The organism is Mesorhizobium sp. LCM 4577 (assembly GCF_001854795.2).
In the GTDB taxonomy this organism is placed as follows: domain Bacteria; phylum Pseudomonadota; class Alphaproteobacteria; order Rhizobiales; family Rhizobiaceae; genus Mesorhizobium; species Mesorhizobium plurifarium.
On record NZ_MDDU01000054.1, the window covers coordinates 108934 to 131720 of the forward strand.

The 22787-nt window shown below is 64.6% G+C and carries 22 protein-coding genes and 1 pseudogene; 11 read left to right on the forward strand and 12 right to left on the reverse strand.

Annotated features, from left to right (window positions below):
* Positions 1–517 precede the first annotated feature (517 nt).
* The 3 genes from LCM4577_RS30960 (at position 518) to LCM4577_RS30970 (ending at position 3307) form a co-directional block, all read left to right on the forward strand.
* Positions 518–1429, forward strand: coding sequence for a glycoside hydrolase family 26 protein (locus tag LCM4577_RS30960; protein WP_040984679.1), 912 nt, complete (start codon positions 518–520; stop codon positions 1427–1429).
* Between the two features lie 158 nt (positions 1430–1587).
* Complete coding sequence (locus tag LCM4577_RS30965; RefSeq protein WP_244508481.1) at positions 1588–2058, forward strand: DUF995 domain-containing protein; 471 nt, start codon at positions 1588–1590, stop codon at positions 2056–2058.
* 91 nt (positions 2059–2149) lie between these two features.
* Positions 2150–3307, forward strand: a complete 1158-nt coding sequence (locus LCM4577_RS30970; RefSeq protein ID WP_071074611.1) for an ATP-grasp domain-containing protein — start codon at positions 2150–2152, stop codon at positions 3305–3307.
* A gap of 5 nt (positions 3308–3312) precedes the next feature.
* Here the strand turns inward: LCM4577_RS30970 and LCM4577_RS30975 are convergent, their stop codons facing one another.
* The 10 genes and pseudogenes from LCM4577_RS30975 to LCM4577_RS31020 form a co-directional block, all read right to left on the reverse strand.
* Positions 3313–3618 (reverse strand): addiction module antidote protein, encoded by a 306-nt coding sequence (locus LCM4577_RS30975; RefSeq protein WP_040984676.1) that lies wholly within the window; start codon positions 3616–3618, stop codon positions 3313–3315.
* Between the two features lies 1 nt (position 3619).
* Positions 3620–3906: pseudogene (locus LCM4577_RS30980) on the reverse strand (type II toxin-antitoxin system RelE/ParE family toxin).
* A gap of 52 nt (positions 3907–3958) precedes the next feature.
* The gene (locus LCM4577_RS30985) at positions 3959–4954 is read right to left on the reverse strand and encodes a Rieske 2Fe-2S domain-containing protein (RefSeq protein ID WP_071074612.1); all 996 of its coding nucleotides are present in this window, start codon (positions 4952–4954) and stop codon (positions 3959–3961) included.
* Entirely contained in the window at positions 4951–6096 is a 1146-nt protein-coding gene (locus tag LCM4577_RS30990; RefSeq protein ID WP_071035755.1) for a GNAT family N-acetyltransferase, read from the reverse strand. The genes LCM4577_RS30985 and LCM4577_RS30990 overlap by 4 nt, the downstream gene beginning before the upstream one ends.
* Positions 6093–7349 carry a F390 synthetase-related protein gene (locus LCM4577_RS30995; protein WP_071074613.1) on the reverse strand — a complete coding sequence of 419 codons (1257 nt, stop codon included), beginning with the start codon at positions 7347–7349 and terminating at the stop codon, positions 6093–6095. The genes LCM4577_RS30990 and LCM4577_RS30995 overlap by 4 nt, the downstream gene beginning before the upstream one ends.
* A complete protein-coding gene (locus tag LCM4577_RS31000; RefSeq protein ID WP_071035754.1) occupies positions 7346–8170 on the reverse strand; it encodes an MBL fold metallo-hydrolase in 825 nt (274 codons plus the stop codon). Before LCM4577_RS31000 ends, LCM4577_RS30995 begins: the two co-directional genes overlap by 4 nt.
* The gene (locus LCM4577_RS31005; RefSeq protein WP_071074614.1) at positions 8167–9150 is read right to left on the reverse strand and encodes an NAD(P)-dependent oxidoreductase; all 984 of its coding nucleotides are present in this window, start codon (positions 9148–9150) and stop codon (positions 8167–8169) included. Before LCM4577_RS31005 ends, LCM4577_RS31000 begins: the two co-directional genes overlap by 4 nt.
* Positions 9151–9153: 3 nt before the next feature.
* Positions 9154–10143, reverse strand: a complete 990-nt coding sequence (locus LCM4577_RS31010) for a 3-oxoacyl-[acyl-carrier-protein] synthase III C-terminal domain-containing protein (RefSeq protein WP_071035752.1) — start codon at positions 10141–10143, stop codon at positions 9154–9156.
* Between the two features lie 115 nt (positions 10144–10258).
* Positions 10259–10708: a DNA polymerase III subunit chi gene (locus tag LCM4577_RS31015; protein ID WP_071074615.1), complete on the reverse strand. Its 450-nt coding sequence runs from the start codon at positions 10706–10708 to the stop codon at positions 10259–10261.
* A 3-nt stretch (positions 10709–10711) separates the two neighbouring features.
* Positions 10712–12238, reverse strand: coding sequence for a leucyl aminopeptidase (locus LCM4577_RS31020; protein ID WP_071074616.1), 1527 nt, complete (start codon positions 12236–12238; stop codon positions 10712–10714).
* Between the two features lie 376 nt (positions 12239–12614).
* On the opposite strand from LCM4577_RS31020, the gene lptF reads away from it, so the two are divergent.
* From lptF to LCM4577_RS31060, 8 genes are all read left to right on the forward strand, one after another.
* Entirely contained in the window at positions 12615–13811 is a 1197-nt protein-coding gene (lptF, locus tag LCM4577_RS31025; protein ID WP_040984657.1) for an LPS export ABC transporter permease LptF, read from the forward strand.
* A 2-nt stretch (positions 13812–13813) separates the two neighbouring features.
* Positions 13814–14896 (forward strand): LPS export ABC transporter permease LptG, encoded by a 1083-nt coding sequence (lptG, locus tag LCM4577_RS31030; protein ID WP_040984655.1) that lies wholly within the window; start codon positions 13814–13816, stop codon positions 14894–14896.
* Positions 14896–17307: an LPS-assembly protein LptD gene (locus LCM4577_RS31035; RefSeq protein ID WP_071074617.1), complete on the forward strand. Its 2412-nt coding sequence runs from the start codon at positions 14896–14898 to the stop codon at positions 17305–17307. The genes lptG and LCM4577_RS31035 overlap by 1 nt, the downstream gene beginning before the upstream one ends.
* A gap of 197 nt (positions 17308–17504) precedes the next feature.
* Entirely contained in the window at positions 17505–18428 is a 924-nt protein-coding gene (locus LCM4577_RS31040) for a peptidylprolyl isomerase (protein WP_040984651.1), read from the forward strand.
* Between the two features lie 75 nt (positions 18429–18503).
* Complete coding sequence (gene pdxA / locus LCM4577_RS31045) at positions 18504–19538, forward strand: 4-hydroxythreonine-4-phosphate dehydrogenase PdxA (protein ID WP_071074699.1); 1035 nt, start codon at positions 18504–18506, stop codon at positions 19536–19538.
* Between the two features lie 7 nt (positions 19539–19545).
* Entirely contained in the window at positions 19546–20391 is an 846-nt protein-coding gene (gene rsmA, locus LCM4577_RS31050; protein WP_071074618.1) for a 16S rRNA (adenine(1518)-N(6)/adenine(1519)-N(6))-dimethyltransferase RsmA, read from the forward strand.
* 117 nt (positions 20392–20508) lie between these two features.
* Positions 20509–20817, forward strand: a complete 309-nt coding sequence (locus LCM4577_RS31055; RefSeq protein ID WP_040984647.1) for a type II toxin-antitoxin system RelB/DinJ family antitoxin — start codon at positions 20509–20511, stop codon at positions 20815–20817.
* Positions 20814–21107 (forward strand): type II toxin-antitoxin system mRNA interferase toxin, RelE/StbE family, encoded by a 294-nt coding sequence (locus tag LCM4577_RS31060; RefSeq protein WP_071074619.1) that lies wholly within the window; start codon positions 20814–20816, stop codon positions 21105–21107. The genes LCM4577_RS31055 and LCM4577_RS31060 overlap by 4 nt, the downstream gene beginning before the upstream one ends.
* Positions 21108–21132: 25 nt before the next feature.
* Here LCM4577_RS31060 and gmk read toward each other — a convergent pair whose 3' ends face one another.
* Positions 21133–21807, reverse strand: a complete 675-nt coding sequence (gene gmk, locus LCM4577_RS31065) for a guanylate kinase (protein ID WP_040984645.1) — start codon at positions 21805–21807, stop codon at positions 21133–21135.
* 5 nt (positions 21808–21812) lie between these two features.
* The gene (locus tag LCM4577_RS31070; RefSeq protein WP_071035741.1) at positions 21813–22703 is read right to left on the reverse strand and encodes a YicC/YloC family endoribonuclease; all 891 of its coding nucleotides are present in this window, start codon (positions 22701–22703) and stop codon (positions 21813–21815) included.
* Positions 22704–22787 lie beyond the last annotated feature (84 nt).

Genomic DNA, 22787 nt, shown 5'->3' on the forward strand with positions numbered 1-22787 from the left:
AACGCACTCATCCCGCTACAGAATCAGCTTTGGCTAATGCAGAGTCAACAAAATTAGGCTTTCGTTAACCAAGCTTGTTGGGAACTGGTTAACCAAGCCACGGCCTCCGAGCCCTTCATCTTCCGGGGCGCGGCCGCAACGCCGGCTTGTCTTAGGCGCTTCACTGTTCGGAGCCGGCGCGACTCATCCTTCCGGTTAACCATGCCGGTGGCGATAAGGTTAAGCAACGGTTAATTGCGCTTGACTCTCGTCGAGCATAGGCTCTTATATGAGAAAGGGTTAATATCGTAACGTTGACGCGAATTTGTGAGTATCGCGGCGACCCCGTCTCAAGGCCTATGTATAAGGCCGACAGAGACAACAATAGTGGACGGCAGAGCGTGAAGCGCGCCAGTCCCAGTCGCTCAGAAAACCCGCATCTTCACCTCAGCGGCCGATATTTGGGTTTGCGTGCCGGTCGGCACGTCGTGGCAAGCTTCAAGGTCCGGCGGGACACTGAAGCCCATGGGAGGCGGGTATGAAACTCTCCACAGCAACCGCGCTTGTGTCGGCGCTTATCATCGGCGTGGCCTTGCCAGCGTCGGCGGGTTCGCAGACGGGAACGGATCCGATCAAGACGAGCTCGGCCGCGTCGGCGTTCGGCTCCTACGATCCTTACGGCGATTTCAGCAACGACAAGTCGGCCACCATCGAGGAACTGTTCCTGCCTTGGGAAGACGTCGACCTGTCGACGCTGCCGCTCGCGGACGCCTATGCGCAGCAACGCGGCCGTTCGCTGCTGATCACCATCGAGCCTTGGACATGGTCGAAGGACTGGCGCATCACGCCGCCCGAACTGCGCGACGGCATATTGAGCGGCAAATACGACGCCAACATGCAGGCGATCTGCAGCCTTGTCGGGCAAATGAAGAGCCCGGTCACCATCCGCTGGGCGCAAGAGATGGAAGACAAGAACGGCCGCTTCACCTGGGCCAACTGGGCGCCGAAGGACTGGATCGCCGCCTACAAGCGCGAGGTGGACGTGTGCCGCAAGGCCGCGCCGGCGGCAAAATACATGTGGTCGCCCAAGGGCGTCGAAGGCCTGGAGAAATACTATCCCGGAGACAACTATGTCGATGTGATCGGCCTCTCGGTGTTCGGCTTGCAGAAGAAGGACAATGACGAAGTCGGCCGCGACCGGACCTTCGAAGAGACGCTGAAGCCAGGCTATGAGCGTGTCGCGAAATTCAACAAGCCGGTCATCGTTGCCGAGTTGGGCTATGTCGGAAAGCAGGACTACGTGTCGAAATGGGCAGAGGACTCGCGCAAGTCCTATGCCGAGTTTCCGGCCCTGACCTCGGTCGTCTACTTCAACCAGAAGGAAGTCTGGCCGTGGCTGGGCGGCTATGGGCTGCCCGACTGGCGGGTAACCCAGCACGTCCTGCCGTAACGGCGCGACCACGTTCGTCCCGGCCGGACCGGGACGGGCTCCGGCTAAAAGTGTTAAAGTGTGATTGCCGCCGGGCTGGCTTGGCGGGTGGTAAAGCGTATGCGTAAATCAGTGGGCGGAGTAAAATCGTGAAAAGTGCAGTGGGGAAGTTTCTCGGAGTGGCGCTTGTCTGCTCCGTTTTTGTTGTCGGCCCGCAGGGTGCCGCAACGGCCAAAGCAGCGAACAGGATCGACGCCAAGGCGGCGAAGGCCGACGTCGTTTCCGATGAAGGCGTCTATCAGCTCTACAAGAACCGCTCATGGCGCTGGGGCAACCACGGCGCTGCGTATTTTGCGGTGCAGAAGCGGCAGTTTACAGCGTGGTCCACCAAGGGGGGCAAGAGCTATGGCGAGGGTCTCTGGTTCATGCCTGGCCACGGCAAACTGTGTTTCCGGGCAACCTGGCACGGCTCGTGGGGCGCCAAGACATCCTTGAGCTGCTTCGAGCATCGCCAGGCTGGCAAGGTGATCTACCAGCGCGAATCTCCGAGCGGTACCTGGTATGAGTTCCGGAATCGCCACGGCAAATCGGACCTGCGCAATGGCGACTACGCCAGCAGGAAGGTGAAACGCTTCAAGGCAAAGCTGTAGTCGCGGACGCATCTCGACGTGCAGTAGCGCGATTGCCAAGCACGGCGATTTCGCGCAACGGTCATCGCGGCTGAAACGACCGCGTGACCGAATGCCGGGGGCTGACGGAACCATCCTGATCACGGGGGCGCGCGCTCCGGTGGCGCTGCATCTGGCGCGCCTTCTCCATGGTGCCGGACATAGGGTGATCCTGGCCGACACGCCGGCGCGGCCGATCGCGGCGGCAAGCAGGGCCTGCGCGCGCTATCATCGGCTGCCGCCGCCGCGCTTCGAGCCGCAGGCCTACCGCGAGGCGGTGGAGGCGCTGATCCGGGTCGAGGGCATCAGCCTCGTCATCCCGACCTGCGAGGAAGTCTTTCACCTTGCGCTTGCCTGGCGCAACAGGACCATGCCGGCGCTTTTGTTCGCACCCGATATCGGGTTGCTGGCGGAGGTCCACGACAAGCACAGCTTCATCCGGCTGGCTGAACGGCTTGGCCTGCCGGTGCCGGAGACCACGCTTCTGAATTCCCGCGACGATCTGGAGGCGGTGCGTGCCCGCTCGCGCGACCTGGTGTTCAAGCCGGTCTGGTCGCGCTTCGCGAGCCATGTTCTGCTGCGTCCGACGCCGGATTTCCTCGATGCGATCACACCTTCGCCCGCCATGCCTTGGGTGGCGCAGCGTTTTGTCGAGGGCGAGGAGATCAGCGCCTATGCGGTGGCGCGCGAAGGCAGGCTCAAGGCGCTGGCGCTCTACCGCTCCCCTTATCGTGCAGGCAAGGGCGCCGGCATCTTCTTCGAGCGGGCCGAGGACGATGCGGCGCGCGATCTGGTCGAGCGCATCGTCGCCGGCACCGCGTGGACCGGGCAGATCTCCTTCGACCTGATGCGCGAGCCGGATGGCCGCGTGCTGCCGCTCGAATGCAACCCGCGCGCGGTGAGCGGCCTGCATTTCTTCCGCGATCCGGCGCGCTTCGCGGATGCCCTGCTCGGCGACGGCCAGGAAATCAGGCCGGACGTCATCGCGCCGCAAACGGTGCGGCTCGCGATGTGGATCTATGGGCTGCCGGCGACGTTGCGTTCGGGCGGGTTCGCCCGCTTTCGCCAAGCGATGCGCGAGGGCGAGGAACTGCTCGATTGGCCGGGCGATTCAGCCCCGGTAAGGGCGCAATGGCCGGCGCTGGCGGAGATCGCCGGGATGGCTTGGCGTGAGCGGATCAGCCTGCAGGCAGCGTCGACGCGGGATATCGAGTGGAACGGGCCGGGCTGATATGCTCATGCCCCGAGCGAGCCAGGGCCGATAGGCTTCACGTCAAGTTGCAGACCAAGTGCCTTGGTGACACCCAGCAGTGTGCTGAGGCGTGGGTCGCCCTTATCGCTCAGCGCTTTGTAAAGCGCCTCGCGGGTGACACCGGCGTTCTTAGCCACGGCGGTCATGCCGCGAGCTCGCGCGATGACGCCGAGTGCGTGTGCAATATAGGTTGCGTCACCGGTCTCGAACGCGTCGGCAAGGAGCTCGGCCTGAGACTCTGCATCGTCGAAATATTCAGCGGCATCGAATGGTGTGATTTTAAGAGCCATGTCAAACCTCGCTTGCCATCTGCTTGGCCTTTCTGATGTCCCTGTCTTGAGAGGATTTGTCGCCTCCGCAAAGCAGGATGATGACCGTGTTACCGCGCCTGATGAAATAGACACGGTAGCTCGGTCCATAGTCGATCCGAAGCTCGCCTATGCCTTCGAAGAACTTCGCGTCCCCCGCAAGCCCGCTTCAACACGAATGATCCGTTGAGCAATCTTCCTCGCGGCTCGGATATCTTTAAGGTCCCGCAGCCACTTCCTGAATTCGTCAGTCTGCCGGACCTCGATCATGCGTGAACTATAATTCACACAGACGCTCAGGTCAAGATGTGTGAACTTCAGTTCACAATTCGATTTCATGCACCCGCGGCTCGCTCGCCGCCGGCGGCACCCTTCCCTCCATGATCGCGGCGATGTCGCGGCGCAGGAAATCCAACGGCCCGATCACCGGCAAGGCCTGCGGGGCGAAACGGGCGTTGTCGCTTGCCGATTTCAGCACCCGGCGGTCTTGCTCAAGAGCGACATTGAACAATGGCTTGAAGGCAAGCGCCTTCAGCTCGCCAAGCAGGCCCTGGCGCCGGCCGATCAGCCAGCCGACGCCTTCGACGGTGCGATCGTCAGCTTGGCGCAGATGGAAGGTGGTGGCCAAGACCAGCCCGTCCTTGCCCCAATATTCGAGTTCGGCGATGCCCGGATGGCGAAAGCGGCCGATGGTCCTCGCGCGCTCGCCTTCCAGGAGCCGGCTGATCAGGCCCTGCTGGCGCTCCTCGCCGGTATAGCTCGCCTCGACCCAGCCCTCGCCCCCCGTCACTTCGACCCRCACCAGATGGCGTTTCGAGGTCAAGCCGCGCAGCAGGCCCTTATGGGTGAAATGGGTGTGGGTAGCATCGAGGATGTTTTCGGCGGCATCGATCACCGTCGATTGGGTCGACGAGCGCACCCGCCGCACGATAATGTTCTTGCCCTGCATGCAGTGCAGGTAAGGCTCGCCCTGCGGCGTGCCGGACGAGACGAAGACGACGCCGTCGCGCTCGATCGCGGCATAGCGCCGCACCCGGTAATGCGGCATGGCGCCGACATGGCCGGGGATCGCGGTGCAGCGGCCTTCGCCGTCATAGCGCCAGCCGTGATAGGGGCATTCGATCTCGCCGCCGACGATCTTGCCGGTCGACAGCTCGACCAGTCGGTGCGGGCAGCGGTCGAAAAGAGCGGCGACGCCTTGCGCCGCGCGGAAAAGCACCACAGGCGCACCATCAAACAGGATGCGCTTCGGCCGCCTGCCGATGTCGGCTGACAGGGCAACTGCCTGCCAATAGGCTTCACCGCGACGCTCGCTCACAACTCGAACCTCCTGAGCAGCGGAATGCCGACCAGCGCCAGCACCGTCTCCATGACGCGGATCGCCACGCGACGACGGCGCGGAAGATGCCCGGCAAAGACGGCGTTGAATTCGATCGCGGCGACCGCGCCGCGCCGGCGTTTGAAACCGGCGGCGCCCGCGCTCATGTTGAAGAACAAGCCGCGCGCCGTGGCGTGATCCTGCGCCATCGCCATCATCATGCGATAAAGCCCCTCGCCGACCGGCAGGCTTGTATCATAGCCGACGATCGGCTGGGTCAGCGTGACGCCGTTTTCGAACAGGCCGGTGACGGCGACCAGCTCGCCGCCCGGCCGGCGCAAACCCGCAAGGCTGATGATGCCGCACCGGTGCATCTCGGCGATGTAGCGGGCCGTGTAGTGCGGATTGAGCGGCGTGTATTTATCGAGATAGAGCATGGTGTAGAGTTGCTCGGCACGGACATAGTCAGCCTCGGTGAAATCGCCATTGCCGACCCTTTCAAAAGGTGTCGCGCGCAGGCGGGCGCGGTCGCGCTTCATGTCGCGCGTCATCGCGGGCGCCGCGCTGCGGTCGGCGAAAATGTAGATCTGCCGCGCCGCCAGCATGCGGAATCCCTCGGCCTTCAAGGCGGCAATGGTCGCCGGATCGGCGATATCGTTCAACGAGCGGATGACGATGGTGCGATCCGGGAAACGCTCGATCAGGTTCGCGCGCAGCGCCGCGACGGTCGGCCGGTCGAGCAGCGGCATCGGGTTGGTCGAATAGAGCCAGTTGTTGACCTGCGCCTGATGGTCGAGACCGCTTGCCCTGACCAGCGGCGCACAGGCGCCGATCAGGGCGTTGAGCGCGCGCCGGAGCAGCGGGTGAGCGGCGAAGTTGCGCGTCTCGTCCATCGCGTAGTCGATATAGGCGCTGGTCGGGCAGCAGATATAGCAGTTGGGCGCATCATCGGCGTCATTCAGCGTCAGCGGAAAAACCCGACCGGCGACGTCGAACGTCTCGATCTTCGTCTTGAGATTGGCGATGAGATCGCGCACCGGCAACTCGTTGAAAAGCCTCACAAAAGCCTCGACCTTTGCCGGCTTGTTCTCGACCCGGTCGACCTGCTGCGTGGGCCTGTCCATCGCCGCCGCGCCGCTCATCGCGCCCGCTCCAGGCGGCATTCGACGCGGCGCAGCTTGCGGCTTGTTTCCAGCGGCAGCGGCGCGCGGATGAGCGAGAGTGTGGCGACCGCCTTTCGCGTTTCCAGAAGCGCGCGGACTGCCTGGTGAGCGGCGACTGCCGCATCATCCGCGAGCGTCGGTGGAAGCCGAAGCTCGACCGTGTCAGGCCCGGTCTGGATGAGGCGAAAATCGTCGATGCGGCGGTCGGCCTTGAGCACGGCATTGCGCAGCACATCCGGCGTGACGAGGATCGGGCCATCCGGCGAAGTGAGCCGGAAGACATCGTCCATGCGGCCGACGATCTCATCGACGCAGCGCAGCGGCGAACCGCAGCGGCAAGGTTCTTTGGACAAGCGCAACAGGTCGTTCATCCTGTAGCGTGCCATGATCTGGATTTGGCGGCGAAAGGCCGTCACCAGCGGCGTCACCAACCCCTCGCCCGCCGGCTCGAATTCGAAGAAGACGGAGTCCTCCGCAAGATGCAGCCCGCCCTGCCGGCAGGTCACCGCGAACAGGCCCTCGGTCGCCATGTAGATCTGATCGAGCGGCAGCCGGAAGAAATCCTCGATAACCGGACGGTCGACCGGATCCAGCGTTTCCGCCGCGGAAAAGACACGCCTCGGCCGGAGCCGGACGTTCTCGGCCGCGAAATGCCGAAGCATTTTTGGCGGCGCGATGATGACTGTCGGGTCGAAGGCTTCGAGCGCGCCGCGCCAGCTTTCCGGCCCCAAGGTCAGGTCGAAGAAGGCGAGCTTGATCAGCCGCGATTTGCGGGCGCTGTCGTAAAGCCCGGCGTTCTGCGGCAGGATGACGGCGACCCGCATGCCGCGCCAGACAAGATCGGGCGCCGCCTTGGCGAGGATCGCGCCCAACCAGCGATACTTTTCTGCCTCGGAGATCACGAACAGGCCGCGATTACCGGAGGTGCCGGTGCTGGCGCCGACGGTAAGCGCGCCGGCGCGGCCGCCACGCGCCAGAGCCTCCCAGGCTTCCGCGGCGGTGAGGCTATGGACGTTGAATTCGTCGAAGCACCCCATCAGCAGCGCCTTATCCGTCACCGGCAGATCGGTGAGACGCGTCGGCGCATTGCCGTAGAAGGGCGCGCGCGGCAGGTCGCGGTCGAGAAAGCGCCGCATGGCGGCCGCCTGCCAGCGTTCGAAGTCTGCGCGGCTCTTGCGCGAGACCCAGCGTGTCAAGGCGAAGGAGCCTGCCGCTTCCGCCAGCCCGTTCATGCCACCTCCGGCGCGAGATCGTAGGATGTCGGCGTGGGATCATGGCAGAGCATCACCTCGCCGCCCGAGCCGAGGAAGCGGCGCAGCATGGCGCTGGTCGGCTCGATCGCCGTCGCATCCTCGGCGATGAGGGTCGCGGGGAAACCCGGTGTGCGGGTTTCCGTCAAGGCAGTGAGCAGCCATTGCACATCGACGGCGTAAAGCAGCGGCCGGGCGAAGCCATTGAACAGCAGGCCGAACTGGCCATCGGCATGGCCGGGAAGATCGACCGCGATCACGTTGCCGTCGCCGAAGAGATCGGCGCCGCCCGGGATGTCGCCCTGCGGTGCAATGCGAGGCTTCGCGGAGATGCCTTCCAGCCGCGCCCCGAAATCCGGCGGGAAGAGCTCGGTGAAGATGCCATGGCGCAGATTCTGCCTGGAGCCGCGCGCCTTGAGCCGTGCCCAGGCGGCATCGCTGGCGATGAAGCGCGCGTTGCGGAACAGCGACAGGCCCGAAATGTGGTCGGCGTGGAAATGCGTGACGATGATTGTGCGGATGTCATCGGGCGATAGGCCGAAACGCTCGAGCACCGGCAGGACCTGTTCGGCAGCGTTGAGTTGCGGCTTCAGCAGCGCGCCGTAGAGCCGCAGCATCCGGCCGCGCCGGTCGCCGCTCAGCGCGTCCGGCGTGTAACCGGTATCGACCAGCACCGGACCGGCGGCGGGGTGGAAGAACAGCCCGTAGCGGACACGCAGCCTGACGCTTTGCCAGGTGCCGCCGCGCAGGATCAGCCGCTCGGCGGCGCTCACCCAGGCGCTGTTGGCGAAGACAAGCTTCATGGCCCGGACCCGTCGGCAAACGTGCGGTCAAGCCCTCGTTCGAACGAGACTTTCGGTGCCCAGCCGAGCATCCGTCTCGCCTTGGAAAGATCTRGGTTTTGCGCATAGGCGAAGAGGCCCAGCGCATAGCGGGTGACCGGCGGCTCGGGCCGACCGGGCAGACGCAGCGCCACCGCTTCCATCAGGCCCGCCGTCAGCATCGCCGGCATGAGCGGCGTCGGCCGCCAGCGCGCCTTGAGGCCGGCGCGGCTGCAGGCCGCGTCCGCGATGCGGCGGACCGGCAGCACCTCGCCACCGGAGACGTTGAAGACCTGATATTCCACCTCCTCCGGCGCCGCGAGCGCCGCCATGACCGCGTCGACGACATCGTCGACATAAGTGAGGTCGATGGCCGCCCGGCCGTCGCGAAACAGCGGCAGCGGCCGGCTTTTCGCCGCCTTGATCAGGCGCGGCAGCAGCGCCCGATCGCCCTTGCCGTAGATGCCGCGCGGCCGCAGCACCACCGGATGGATAACGGGCTGGCCGAGCACGATCTTTTCGGCCAAGCGCTTGGTGCGGGCATAGTGATTGACCGGCTCCGGCAAGGCCGCGTCCTCGGTCAGGCCAAGCTGGTCGCGGAAGGCGAAGCAGACGGATGGGCTGGAGATGTAGACGAAACGGCTGACACGCTGCCGGCTGGCGAAATCGACAAGGTTGCGCGTTGCCGTGACATTGGCCGCCTCGAAATCCGCGAGCCGGCCGAAGGGCGACGAGAGCGCCGCGCAATGGATGATCCGCTCGACCCGGCCAAGCCTGGGGTCGAGCGCTTGATCGATCGGCTCCGCAAGGTCGTGGCGGATGATGCGATGGCCCAAGGTTTCGAGCGCGGCGCAGCGTTCCTCATCGCGGCCGAGCCCGAGCGCCAGCGTGCCGGATTCCGCCAGCCGCTCGAGCACATGGGCGCCGAGGAAGCCGCTGGCGCCGGTGACGAGGACGGCCATCGCTCAGACCTCCAGTGCCATGCCGCCGAAGGAGACGCCGGCCGACGTGCCCAGGAAGAGCAGCTTCATGCCTGGCGCGACGCGGCCCTGGCGGCGCGCGACATCCAGCGCGAAGGGCATGGAGGCGGCGATCTGGTTACCGAAGCTGGCGGAGATGTCGACCAGCTTTTGCGGCGCAAAGCCGGTCTGGCGCGCCATGTGGGCGAGCGCGAAAGGGCTCGCCTGGTGCGGAACCACGAGATCGACGTCGTCATGCGACCAGCCGGCGCGCTCCAGCAGAGCGGTGACGAAGCCGTTGAAATGGCGAGAGGTGAGCCGGAACAATTCCTTGCCGTCCATGTGAAACAGGCTGTGCGCGGCGAACGCTTCCTGGTCCTTGCGGAAGTCGAAGCGCGTGCCGCCCGAACCGATACCGCAGGCCTCCCAGCCCGACGGATAGGTGCGCATCAGGCTCGCCGCGACCTTGCCCTCGCCTGGCCTGGCCTTGCGCAACACGGCCACTGCCGCGCCGTCGCCAAAGAGGGCGGCGATCTCCGGCGCGTCGTGCCAGGGCAGCGCGCGCGAGGCGACTTCGGACGAGAACACCAGCGCCGTCTCGCATTGCCCGGCTTCGATCATGCGGCCGGCGGTCTCGAAAGCGGTGAGGAAGCCGAGACAGGTGCTGTTGACGTCGAAGGCCGCGGCGGAACCGTCAGCTAGCCCAAGGCGCTGCATGACCAATGGCGCGGTCGCCGGCAGAGGCTGGTAAGGCACGCCGCAGCCGCCGACGATCAGGTCGACGGCGCCGGGCTCGAGGCCGGCGTCCTCAAGCGCAAGGGCGGCAGCGGCGCAGGCGAGATCGATTTGCGATTCGGCATTGCAGACATAGCGCTCGACGACGCCAGTGGCGTTTTCCAGCGTGCCCTGGCCAAGGCCGAGCCGCTCTTCCAGCGCGCGCGTGGTAATCCGCTCAGCCGGTACCGCCCTGCCGGTTCCGACGATCCTGACCCGCATTCTCCCCCTCGCCGCATGAGCTTGCGTCAACTTACCTATAGAGCGGATCGGCCACGGCGGCCAAGGCCGTGCGAGGAGCGGCGGGCGCCTGAGAAGAACTCGATCGCTGACGGCCTTAGGCCTTGCGCTCCCAGCGCCGGTCGGGTGTCTGCTGCCAGTAGGTCACGGCGTGGCCGGCTTCCTTCATCGTCTTCCAATGGCCGCGCGCGGCTTCGAGCTGGGCCGCGTCATGGCCGTCGAAGAGGAAGACGGCGCGCTCGTAGCCGGAAAGCTCAGGCGGGTTGGCGCCGTCGACCAGGAAACGGATCTGCGCGGCGTTCTGGTTGGCTTCGCCCGTGGTGAGCAAGATCGGCTGTTCGGCCGGATGGGCCTCGCGGTCGGTGGCATGCGCCAGGAAGGAATCGTCGCGGAAGGTCCACAGATGCTGGTCGAGCGCGTCGCGCCGCTCTTCGGTGCCGGTCTGCACCACCGCGCGCCAGCCGCGCTCGACACTGCGCTCGAGCAGGCCAGGCAGCGCCTCCTCGAGCGTCGATTCGGTCAAATGGTAGAACAGGATGTCGGCCATCCCCTACCCTTCGTAGTGATCGCGCACCAGCCGATCCAGGAGGCGCACGCCAAAACCCGAGCCCCAGGACTGGTTGATCTCGCTCGACGGCGCGCCCATCGCGGTGCCGGCAATGTCGAGATGCGCCCAGGGGGTGTCCTTGACGAAGCGCTGCAGGAATTGCGCGGCGATGATGGCGCCGCCGTAGCGGCCGCCGATGTTCTTCATGTCGGCATTCTTGGAATCGATCAGCTTGTCGTATTCGGGGCCGAGCGGCATGCGCCAGACCCGTTCCTGGCTGGCTTGGCCGGCGCCGAAAATCCGGCCGGCGAGCTCGTCATTGTTGGAGAACAGGCCGGCATAATGCTGGCCGAGCGCCACCATGATGGCGCCGGTGAGCGTCGCCAAGTTGATCATGAATTTCGGCTTGAAACGGTCGTTGGCGTACCAGAGCGCGTCGGCGAGCACGAGGCGGCCTTCCGCGTCGGTGTTCAAGACTTCGATCGTCTGGCCCGACATCGAGGTGACGATGTCGCCGGGGCGCTGCGCATGGCCGTCGACAGCGTTCTCGACCAGGCCGATGACGCCGACCACATTGGCCTTCGCCTTGCGCGCGGCCAGCGCGCGCATCAGCCCGGTGACGGCGGCCGCGCCGCCCATGTCGCCCTTCATGTCTTCCATGCCCGAAGCCGGCTTCATCGAGTTGCCGCCGGTGTCGAAGGTGACGCCCTTGCCGATGAAGGCGAGCGGCGCGTCCTTGGCCTTGCCGCCGTTCCAGCGCATCACCGCGAGGCGCGCGCCGCGCGGCGAGCCTTGCGCGACACCGAGCAGCGAGCCCATGCCGAGCTTCTTCATCTCTTTCTCGGTCAGGATCTCGACCTCGACGCCGAGCGATTCCAGTTGCTTGACGCGATCGGCGAATTCGACGGGCCCCAGCGCATTGGCCGGTTCGTTGACAAGGTCGCGCGCAAGGAGAACGCCATCCACCACCGCTTCCTCGCCGACAAAAGCCTTCTTGGCGGCGGCAGGATCGGCGCAATGGATGGTTATCTTGGCGGGCTTCGCAGTCTCGGCCTTCTTGGCGTCTGCCCCCTTCGAATCGGATTGCCCGTCTTCCTTGTCCTTCCTGGTCTTGTATTTGTCGAAGGAATAGCTGCGCAGCAGGATGCCGGCGGCTAGGCTGGCCGCCTGTCGGCCGTCGGGCTGCAGGTCGGGCAGATCGAGGATGACGTCCACATCGGTCGCCTTGCGCAGTGAAGCGGCGACGGCGCCGCCGAGCTTCTGCCAGGCATTGTCGTCGAGGGTTGAGACCTTGCCGGCGCCGATCGCCACAAGCCGATCGACAGACGTTCCTTCCGGCGCCAGCACCTCAACCGAGCTTGCGAACTTGCCGGAGAAATCGGCGATCGGAAAGGCACGCGTAAGCGCGCCGGCCGGATCGCAGGCCTTCGCCGCCTCGCCGAGCCCATCGCCATCGGCCGCGAAGACGAAGACACTGCCTTTTTTCGGTGCGGCAAACTTGGCGAAAGAAATGGAAGGTCTCGACGTCATCAGGTCCTGCTTTCGGGGATGGCCGGAAGGTGCCGGCAAAGGTTTTTTGAGCGAGCAAGGGGTTTGGCAAGCGTGCGCGACATTTGGTCGTTTTGAGCCATTTGGCAAGACTTTGGCCGAAATCGCTGTCTATATCAGCGCCACAATGGACAAAGGATTCGCCTCGGCACGGCGTTAGCTTGCTGCCGTAACCTGCTGTTAACCATCGATGTTTTGCATTTCTTATCCATTGGCGCGGAGACTCCGCCGCGCCGGGGCACGCGGCGTAGGGCGACAATCCGGAGCGAGCCGCTTATGACCCAGTTGTGCACGCGTCGCCGGATCACTACTTTGTCGGCGGGCATGATGCCGTTCGGCAAAATTGAGAAAAGCCTTCATGAAGGTCGTTGAACGCTACATCATGCGCCGGGCGCTGACGATGTTCCTCGCCGCGCTGGCCTGGACGCTGGCGATCGTGTGGACGACGCAGGTGCTGGCCAAGATCGACCTCGTCACAGACAACGGCCAATCGGCGCTGACCTTCTTCGAGGTCGCGGCGCTCATCATCCCCTCCATCATCCCGATCGTGGTGCCGTTCGCCCTCGTGGTCGCGGTGGCGCAGACGCTAAGCGCGATGAATACCGATTCGGAGCTGGCAGTGCTCAGCGCCGCGGGYGCCTCGCGCTGGACGATCGCGCGGCCGATCCTGCTGCTCGCGGCTTTTGCTTGCGCCTTTTCCTTCATCGTCGACAACGCGATAGACCCCTATGCCAGGCAGAAGAACCGCCAGCTGGTAGCGGCTTCGCGCGCCGACCTCGTGTCGCTGATCATCCAGGAAGGCACATTCCGCAAGATCGACGACGGCCTCTACCTGCAGGTCGGCGAACGACTTCCCGGCAACCGGCTCGGCGGCATCTTCGTCGCCGATTCGCGCGAGGAAGGCGCCAGCCTCACCTACTATGCCAAGACAGGCAGCATCGTCGAAAAGGGCGACGAGAAGGTGCTGATGATGAATGACGGCGTCATCAACCGCAAATCGGTGACCGGCGACCTCTCCGTCATCCGCTTTACCTCTTACGCCTTCGACATGTCGGCCTTCATGTCGGCGGCGAACGACATCACGCTTCTGCCCAAGGACCGGACGACGGCGTATCTGCTCAACCCGGATCCCAATGACAAGATGTTCCAGCGCGACCCTGGCAACTACCGTGCGGAGCTCAACCAGCGCTTCGCCGAATGGTCCTATTCGCTGGTGTTCGCGCTGATCGCGCTTGCGGTGGCGGGCGATGCGCGCTCGCATCGCGAAGCACGCATCAATCCGCTGATCACGGCGATCGCGATCGCGCTTTTCGTGCGATGGCTGGGCTTCTTCGCCGCCGGCAAAGCCGATAAGGTCTGGTACTATGTCTACCTGCTCTACGGCATACCGCTCATCGCCTCCGCGGTGTCGATCTGGTTCATCGTCTCATCCCGCACCATGGAATTGCCGGTCAGCTGGGCCGACTGGCTGACGGGCCTCGCCAAGCGCGCCGGCGACAATTGGACGGCATTCAAGCTCTGGCTCGCGCGCCGCACTTCGGGCCAGGGAGCCTGACCATGGGCTGGACGCTGGGCCGCTATTTCTTCTTCCGCTACGTCTCGATCACTTTCTGGTTCTTCCTGGGCCTGCTGGCGCTGGTGTTCCTGATCGACTTTACCGAGCTTTCCGGCCGCACGACCGGGCTGCCCGGCTTCACCTACGGCATAGCCTTCGCCATTTCGGCGCTCAGGATGCCGATGATCATGCTGCAGACGGTGCCGTTCGTCGGGCTGTTCTCGGCGATGGCGACGCTGGTGTCGCTCAACCGCCGCTATGAGCTGGTCATCGCGCGTTCGGCAGGCGTCTCGGCYTGGCAGTTCCTGTTCCCCTGCTGCGTCGGCGCACTGATGTTCGGCGTGCTGTCGGTCGCCATCATCAACCCGATCGCCGCGCATGGCTTTTCCTGGTCCGAGCAGATGGAGAACGACCTCAGGGCCGGCAAGTCGAATGCGGTCACCACCAACGTCACGCCGTGGCTCAGGCAAAAGACCGAATCGGGCGACACCATCATCGGCGCTCGCGCCATCCTCAACCAGGGGCTGGAGATGGCGGATGCGGTGTTTTTCATCCTCGACCCGCAGGGCAACATCGCCGAGCGCAAGGATGCCGCCAAGGCTTTCCTGCGCGACGGCTACTGGGAATTGCAGGACGTCAAGGTCTTCAAGGGCGGCAATATCCAGGCGCTGGCGTCCGACAAGGTGCCGACCAATCTCAAGCCGGAATTCGTGCAGGAGCGCCTGGCGCGCCCGGAAACCATCCCCTTCTACGAGCTGCCGCGCAAGATTGAGGTCGCCCGCTCCTTCGGCCTGAAGGCCAACGCCTTCGCCATGCAATTTGATTCGCTGGTGGCGTTACCGTTCCTTCTCGTGGCCATGACGCTGATTGCCGCAACAGTTTCAATGCGATTTGCGCGAATGGGGCAGTCGGCAACGATGATTCTGGGTGGCGTCGTGGCCGGCTTTCTGCTTTATGTCGTTTCGGTACTGGTCAAGGCATTCGGTGTAGCCGGATTCGTGCCTACGGTGGTGGCTGCATGGGTTCCGGTTGTCGTGGCTATGTTCTTTGGGGTGACGTTTCTGCTATACAAGGAAGACGGCTAGTGAGGGAGGCTGGATTGCGCAGCCATAGGCAGGCCGGTTTGGCACGCCTCTATGGGGCGACCGCCTTGGCGTGTCTGTTCGCTTGTGCGGTGCCGACGGCACCCGCGCTGGCGCAGCAGATTACTGCCAAGCCCGTCCCCTCCGGCTCGCAGATGCTGCTGGCCGCCGATACGCTTGTCTATGACAACGACAAGCACACGGTGACGGCCGTCGGTGGTGTGCAGATCGACTATGGCGGCAACAAGCTGGTCGCCCAGCGCGTGGTGTACAACCGCGACACCAAGCGGCTCGTCGCCAGCGGCGCCGTCGAGCTGATCAACAGCGACGGCACCAAGGTCAATTCCGACCATATCGACATCACCGACGATTTCGCCGATGGCTTTCTCAACGCGCTGCGCGTCGAGACGATCGACAAGGCTTACTTCGCCGCCGAGAGCGCCGAGCGCATGGGCGGCGTGCTCACCACCTTCCACAACGGCGTCTACACCGCCTGCGAACCTTGCGAGGACAAGCCGGACAAAGCGCCGACCTGGCGCGTCAAGGCGCGGAAGATCATCTGGAACGGCGAGAAGAAGACGGTCCGCTTCGAGAACTCGAATTTCGAGTTCTTCGGCTTCCCGCTCGCCTACCTGCCGGCCTTCGAGATCGCCGACCCGACGGTGAAGCGCAAGAGCGGCTTCCTGATCCCCGGCATCGTCTACAACAACCATCTCGGCGTCGGCGTCAAAGTCCCCTATTACTTCGCCCTGTCCCCGACCTATGACCTGACCGTCACCGGCAGCGGATATACCAAGCAGGGTTTCCTCGGCGAGGCCGAGTGGCGCCAGCGCTTCAACAACGGCCAGTACACGCTAAAGATCGCCGGCATCAATCAGCAGGATCCCGACGCATTCATCGATTCCGCCGGCCATAATGTGAATTCCGGCGAACCCGGCGATCCGAACAAGTTCCGCGGCATGATGGGCACCAAGGGCCAGTTCGCCATCAACGAGCGCTGGAATTTCGGCTGGGACGTGCTGCTCCAGACCGACAAGGAATTCTCGCGCACCTATAATATCGAAGGCTACAGCGACCTCGTCCACCAGTCGTCGATCTATCTGACCGGCTTGAGCGACCGCAATTATTTCGACGTCCGCGCCATGCGCTTCGAGGTTCAGGAAGACACGCTCTCCAGCGATCCGACGTCGCGCTCCGCCAAGCAGCCTTGGGTGCTGCCGTCGTTCGACTATGCCTATATCCCCGACACCTCGGTGGCCGGCGGACAGCTGTCGTTCAACGTCAACGCGCGCGTGATCAGCCGCAACCGGCTGGACGCCGTGCTCGCTAATGCCAGCGACCCGGATTCGATCAACAATGTGCGCGGCATCGAAGGCGAATCGAGCCGGCTGAGTGCGGAAGCCGAGTGGAAGCGCACCTTCACCACCGATGGCGGCCTGCAGTTGACGCCACTGCTCGCCTTCCGCGGCGACGCCGGCTACGTCAACGCCAATTCGGCTTCGCTCGCCGCCGTCAACCAGATGGGATCGAATCTGGGCGAAGACGTCGACATGCGCTCCTCGCTCGCCCGCTACATGGCCACCCTCGGCCTCGAGGCGCGTTGGCCGCTCCTGTTCTCGATGCCCAGCTCCAGCCACATCCTGGAGCCGACCGCGCAGGTCTTCGTGCGTCCGAACGAACAATATGTCGGCGGACTGGCCATCCCCAACGAAGACGCGCAGAGCTTCGTCTTCGACGCCACGACGCTGTTCGAGCGCGATAAATTCTCCGGCTATGACCGGATCGAAGGCGGCACGCGCGCCAATGTCGGCTTCCGGTACTCGGGCGCCTACGACAATGGCTGGGCCACGAACGCCATCTTCGGCCAGTCCTACCAGCTCGCCGGCGAAAACTCCTTTGCCGCACCGGATCTCGTCAATGTCGGGGCAGAGTCCGGCCTGGACAAGCGGACCTCGGACTATGTCGGCCTCGTAGGCTTCAACAGCCCGAGCGGTTTCTCCGGCTCGCTGAGCGGTCGTTTCGACGAGCAGACCTGGGAGGTCAGGCGCGCCGAAGTGAAGGCTGCCTATTCCAGCCTGCCGATATCGCTCAGCRCCAAATATGCCTTCATCGAGGCGCAGCCGCTTTATGGCTTCACCACCGACCGCCACGAGCTCACGCTGGGCGCCTCGACGCATCTGGCGCAGAATTGGCGGCTGTTCGGCACGGGCACCTACGACCTCCAGACAAATGTGCTGGTCAAGGACGGTGTCGGCTTCGCCTATAATGATTCCTGCTTCACCTACATCATGACGTATTCGCAGACGCGCGACACCGTCACCAAGGAAGTGTCGCAGAACATCGGTTTCAACCTGTCGTTCCGCACGCTCGGCGATTTCGGTTCGTCAACAAGCGCGGTCGATACCATCCAGTGACCAAGCGGCAGGCGCGCGCGCCGATGGGGCTTTGGTCTTGATTTGGAGCGTGATCCTTCGAGAATGGGCCTGATTCTCAGGGCCATGCGCCGGCGACATCGTTTCGCCGCATAGGACGGGCATGGGATCGACTGCATGGCGCAGGCGTTCGGAGGACGCGCGGCGCCGTCATGGTGGGGAAAGATCGGGAAGGTAAGATGAGGAAATACCTGTTTTCAGCGGGATTGGCGCTTCTGGTGGCGGCGGCCTCGGTTTCGGTCACGGCTGCCGTGCAGCCTGCTTTCGCCGCTGAGATCAAGTATGTCGTCAACGGCATACCGATCACCTCCGGCGACATCGCGCACCGCACCGCCTTCTTCAAGCTGCAGCACAAGAAGGGCGATGCCAAGGAGGAGATGATCGATCAGACGCTGCGGCTGGCCGAAGCCAAGCGACTCGGCATCCGCATCTCCGATCAGCAGGTCGACGCTGCCTACCAGCGCTTCGCCTCAGGCAACAAGATGCCGCTGGCGAGACTGGACGCGATCATGGCGCAATCGGGCGTCACCAAGGAGCATTTCAAGGAATTCATCCGCGCCCAGATGGCCTGGAACCAGGCGCTCAGCGCACGCTACCGCTCCGGCGAAGGCGGCTCGGTAACCGAGCAGGACGCCGTGCGGCGCATGCTTGACAAGGGCGGCGCCAAGCCGACGGCGACGGAATATATGCTGCAGCAGGTGATCTTCGTGGTGCCGGCATCGGAGCGCGCCGCCACGCTCGCCAAACGCAAGCGCGAGGCCGACGCCATGCGTGCCCGCTTCAACGGCTGTAACACCACGCGCGACTTCGCCAAGGGCCTGCTCGACGTCACCGTGCGCGATCTCGGCCGCTTTCTGGCGCCGCAATTGCCGTCCGACTGGGCCGAGCAGATCAAGGCGACCAAGACCGGCGGCGCGACGCCGACCCGCGAGACCGAGCGTGGCGTCGAGTTCATCGGCGTCTGCTCCTCGCGCGAGGTCTCCGACGACAAGGCCGCGCAGATGGTGTTCCAGGCCGAAGGCGGCAACGACAAGGACGCCGAAGAGCTCAGCAAGAAATACGTCGCCGAACTGCGCCAGAAGGCCAAGATCGTCGAGCGCTAGAGCGACAAGCGTGTCTCGACGCAGCAGCGAGTTCGCCCAAACCATGAGCGGCCTGGTCCGCGCCCTGGTATGAGCATGCAAAAGACCGGTGCCCCGCTTGCGCTCAGCGTCGGCGACCCCTCGGGCATCGGACCCGAGATCGCCATCGCCGCCTGGCAAGCGGGCGAGAGCGCCGGCGTGCCGCCCTTCTATCTCATTGCCGACCCAGCTTTGATCGAAGCCCGCGCGCGGCTCGTCGGCGCAAATGTCACCATTGCCGAGACGCTGCCGGGACAGGCAGCGCATCATTTTTCCCGGATGCTTCCCGTCGTACCGCTCGATGCGCGCCATTTCGACAGCCCAGGACAGCCGGACCCGGCCAATGCCGCCGGCACCGTCGAAGCCATCGACCGCGCCGTCGCGGACTGCCTCGCCGGCCGCGCGGCGGCGATGGTCACCTGCCCGATCGCCAAGAAGCCGCTTTACGATGCCGGTTTCGGCTTTCCCGGCCACACCGAATATCTGGCGCATCTGGCCTCGCGGCACACCGGCAGGGACGTGACGCCGGTGATGCTGCTGGCGGGACCTGATCTGCGCACCGTTCCGGTCACCATTCACATCGCCTTGGCCGAGGTGCCGAAGGTGCTCACGACGGAGCTGATCGTCGCGACCGCGCGCATCACCGCCGCCGATCTCAAGAGCCGTTTCGGCATCGCCCGGCCGAGGCTTGCCATCGCCGGGCTCAACCCGCATGCCGGCGAAGGCGGCGCCATGGGCTCCGAGGATAACGCAATCGTCGCCCCGGCGGTCGAGACGTTGAAAGCGGAAGGCATCGACGCGATCGGGCCGCTGCCGGCCGACACGATGTTTCATCCGCGTGCGCGCACCTCCTATGACGCGGCGCTCTGCATGTATCACGACCAGGCGCTGATCCCGGCCAAGACGCTGGCTTTCGACGAGGCGGTGAACGTGACGCTGGGCCTGCCCTTCATCCGGACCTCACCCGATCACGGCACCGCTTTCGACATCGCCGGCAAGGGCATAGCGCGCCCCGACAGCCTGATCGCCGCGCTGAGGCTGGYGGGCCGGCTGGCCGACAGCGGACGGCGGGGGCGGACCGCCRCAGCATGAGGCTCAATTGAACGCGCGCACCACGATCGACGGGTTGCCGCCGCTGCGCGAAGTGATCGAGCGGCACGGCCTGCAGGCCAAGAAGGCGCTCGGGCAGAATTTCCTGCTCGACCTCAATCTGACAAGCAAGATCGCCCGCGCGGCCGGCGATCTCGGCAAGGCGACCGTGATCGAGGTCGGCCCTGGTCCCGGCGGGCTGACGCGGGCACTGCTCTTCAACGGCGCGCACCGCGTGGTCGCCATCGAGCGCGACGAGCGCTGCCTGGAGGCGCTGGCGGATATCTCCAGCCATTATCCCGGACGCCTCGATGTCATACCAGGCGATGCGCTGAAAACGGATTTTGCCGCACTTGCCGGCGAGGCGAATGGTGAGCCGGTCAAGATCGTCGCCAACCTGCCTTACAATATCGGCACCGAGCTTYTGATCCGCTGGCTGACGGTGGCCGACTGGCCGCCCTTCTACCAGTCGATGACGCTGATGTTCCAGCGCGAAGTGGCGGAGCGCATCACCGCGGGTCCCGGCAGTGACGCCTATGGCCGGCTCGGCGTCCTGGCCGGCTGGCGCGCGGAAGCAAAAATCGCCTTCGACGTGCCGCCGCAGGCTTTCATTCCACCGCCCAAGGTCACCTCCTCCGTCGTGCATCTGGTGCCGCGCTCGTCGCCCCTGCCCGCCGAGGCAAAAAAGCTCGGCCACGTCACCGAAGCCGCCTTCGGCCAGCGCCGCAAGATGCTCAGGCAAAGCGTGAAGAGCCTCGGCGGCGAGGCCTTGCTGCTGCGCGCCGGCATCGACCCGACGCGGCGGGCCGAAACGCTGAGCGTCGAGGAGTTTGTGAGGCTGACCAACGCGGTGTAGCCAGTTAGGGACGCCTTAGCCACAGCGCCTCAGCTTCTCCATCAGTCCACTGATCCGATGCAGCAGGCTGGCATTTGTCATTCAGATGCATTACATTGAAGATCTAGGAGATTTCCAATGCCAGCGAACGCACTCGTTCAGACGCGCATCGATGCTGATATCCGTGATCGGGCTTCGGCAGTGCTCGAAAGTATGGGACTTACGGTTTCAGATGCGGTTCGGATCCTTCTCACCCGAACCGCCAACGAGGGTGTGCTGCCCATCGATCTGCTCGCAAATAGCGAGGCGTACGACGCGTGGTTTCGCACCAAAGTGCGCGAAGCACTGGACGACACCCGAGCCGACATCCCTGACGAACAAGTCGAGGCGCATTTCTCTAAAAGACGCGCTGCAGCGCGTCGCAAGATCAACGAGCCTAAATCTTGAAGATCGTCTGGTCGGCATTCGCACTTTCGGATCGCGACGGGATATTCACGTATATCGAGGCTGACAACCCTGCCGCCGCAATTGCGATCGATGAGCGGATTGTTACCGCGACAGGCCATCTCCGCGACTTTCCCGAGAGCGGCCGTACCGGCAGACTCTCAGGAACACGAGAGCTTGTCATCGTGGGCACGCCATATGTCGCGGTCTATCAGTTAGTCGAGAGCAGGATTCGAATCCTTCGCGTGCTTCACGGAGCACAGCGGTGGCCCGACGATCGTACAGATAGCTGACGCTATCCGGCTTGTCCGGCCTGCCTCACCCCGTCTTCTCGTCCAGCAATCCCGAAATGAAGTCGAACAGGCCAGGCCGCCTGTCGCGGCGCAGACGCTCTGCGGTGACGATGGCGCGGACCTCGGCGAAGGCGCGGTCGAGATCGTCGTTGACGATGACGAAGTCGTATTCCTTCCAATGCTCGATCTCGAGGCGGGCGTTCTTCAGCCTGGTCTCGATGACGGATTCCTGGTCCTCGGCGCGGCGCTTCAGGCGCGCCTTCAACTCCTTCATCGACGGCGGCAGGATGAAGATCGAGACGATGTCGGCGCGCATCTTCTCCTTGAGCTGCTGGGCGCCCTGCCAGTCGATGTCGAAGAGCATGTCGCGGCCCTCGGCCAGCGCCACTTCCGCGGGCTCGCGCGGCGTCGCGTAGCAGTTGCCGTGCACTTCGGCCCATTCGAGCAGCGCGTCGGAATCGCGCAGCCTCTCGAATTCGCGCATGGTGGTGAAATGGTAGTGGACGCCATCGATCTCCGAGCCACGGCGCGGCCGTGTGGTGACGGATACCGACAACTCCAGACTTGAATCTTTTTCCAGCAGGTTGCGCGCGATCGTCGACTTGCCGGCGCCCGAGGGCGACGACAGCACCAGCATCAATCCGCGGCGGCGGATGCGGGATCCCAGATCCCTGGCAGCCGTCGGCTCCTTGGCAACCATTCCCGTCACTCCAGATTCTGGACCTGCTCGCGAAACTGGTCGACCACCGCCTTGAGCTCAAGCCCGATCGCGGTCACCGCGGCGGCGTTCGACTTCGAGCACAACGTATTCGATTCGCGGTTGAATTCCTGCGCGAGAAAATCGAGCTTGCGGCCGACGGCGCCGCCGCTTTTGAGCAGCGCCCGCGCAGATGCGACATGCGTCTTCAGCCGGTCGATCTCCTCGCGGATGTCGGCCTTTGTGGCGAGGAAGGCAGCTTCCTGGTGCAGCCGGACAGCATCGAGGTTGGCCGAGGCGTCCATCAACAGACGCACCTGCTCGGCGATGCGCTCGCGGATTGCCGCAGGCTCGCGCGAGGGATCGGCCTCCGCCTTCAGCGTCAGCGCCTCGATGATGTCGATATGGCCCGCGAGCAGCGCGCCAAGTGCCGCGCCCTCGCCTCGGCGCGCCTGCTCCAGCCCGGTAAGCGCCGCCTCGAGCGCCGACAGGATCGCGGCGTCAAGGGCGGCCCGCTCCTCCTCGGTCTCGACGGCCTCGGGAACATCGAGCACACCGCGCAGCGAGAGCAGGCCGTCGGCGGTGGCAGGCTCGGTGCCGAACTGCTCCTGCAAGCGCTTGGCCAGCCCCGCCAGATCCTTGAGGAAGGCCTCGTTGACCACCGGCTGGGTTTGCCTGGCGGCGGCGCGACCGACGGTTAGCGTCGCCTGGAAATTGCCGCGCGCGAAGCGCTTCTGAACGGTCTGGCGGACGCCGGTTTCCAGCCGGTCGAAGCCCTGCGGCAACCTCAGCCTCACCTCGGCGCTCTTGCCGTTCACCGATTTCACCTCCCAGGCGATCGAGGTGCCATCGCTTTCGGCGGCGGACCGCGCAAAACCGGTCATGCTCTGCAGGCTCATTGCCCTGTCGTCCCCCTGTCGCAGCCCAGGCATGCGTGGCCCAGCGCGCTGCGCGCCCCAGAAATCGCCCGGCAATCTGCCGGC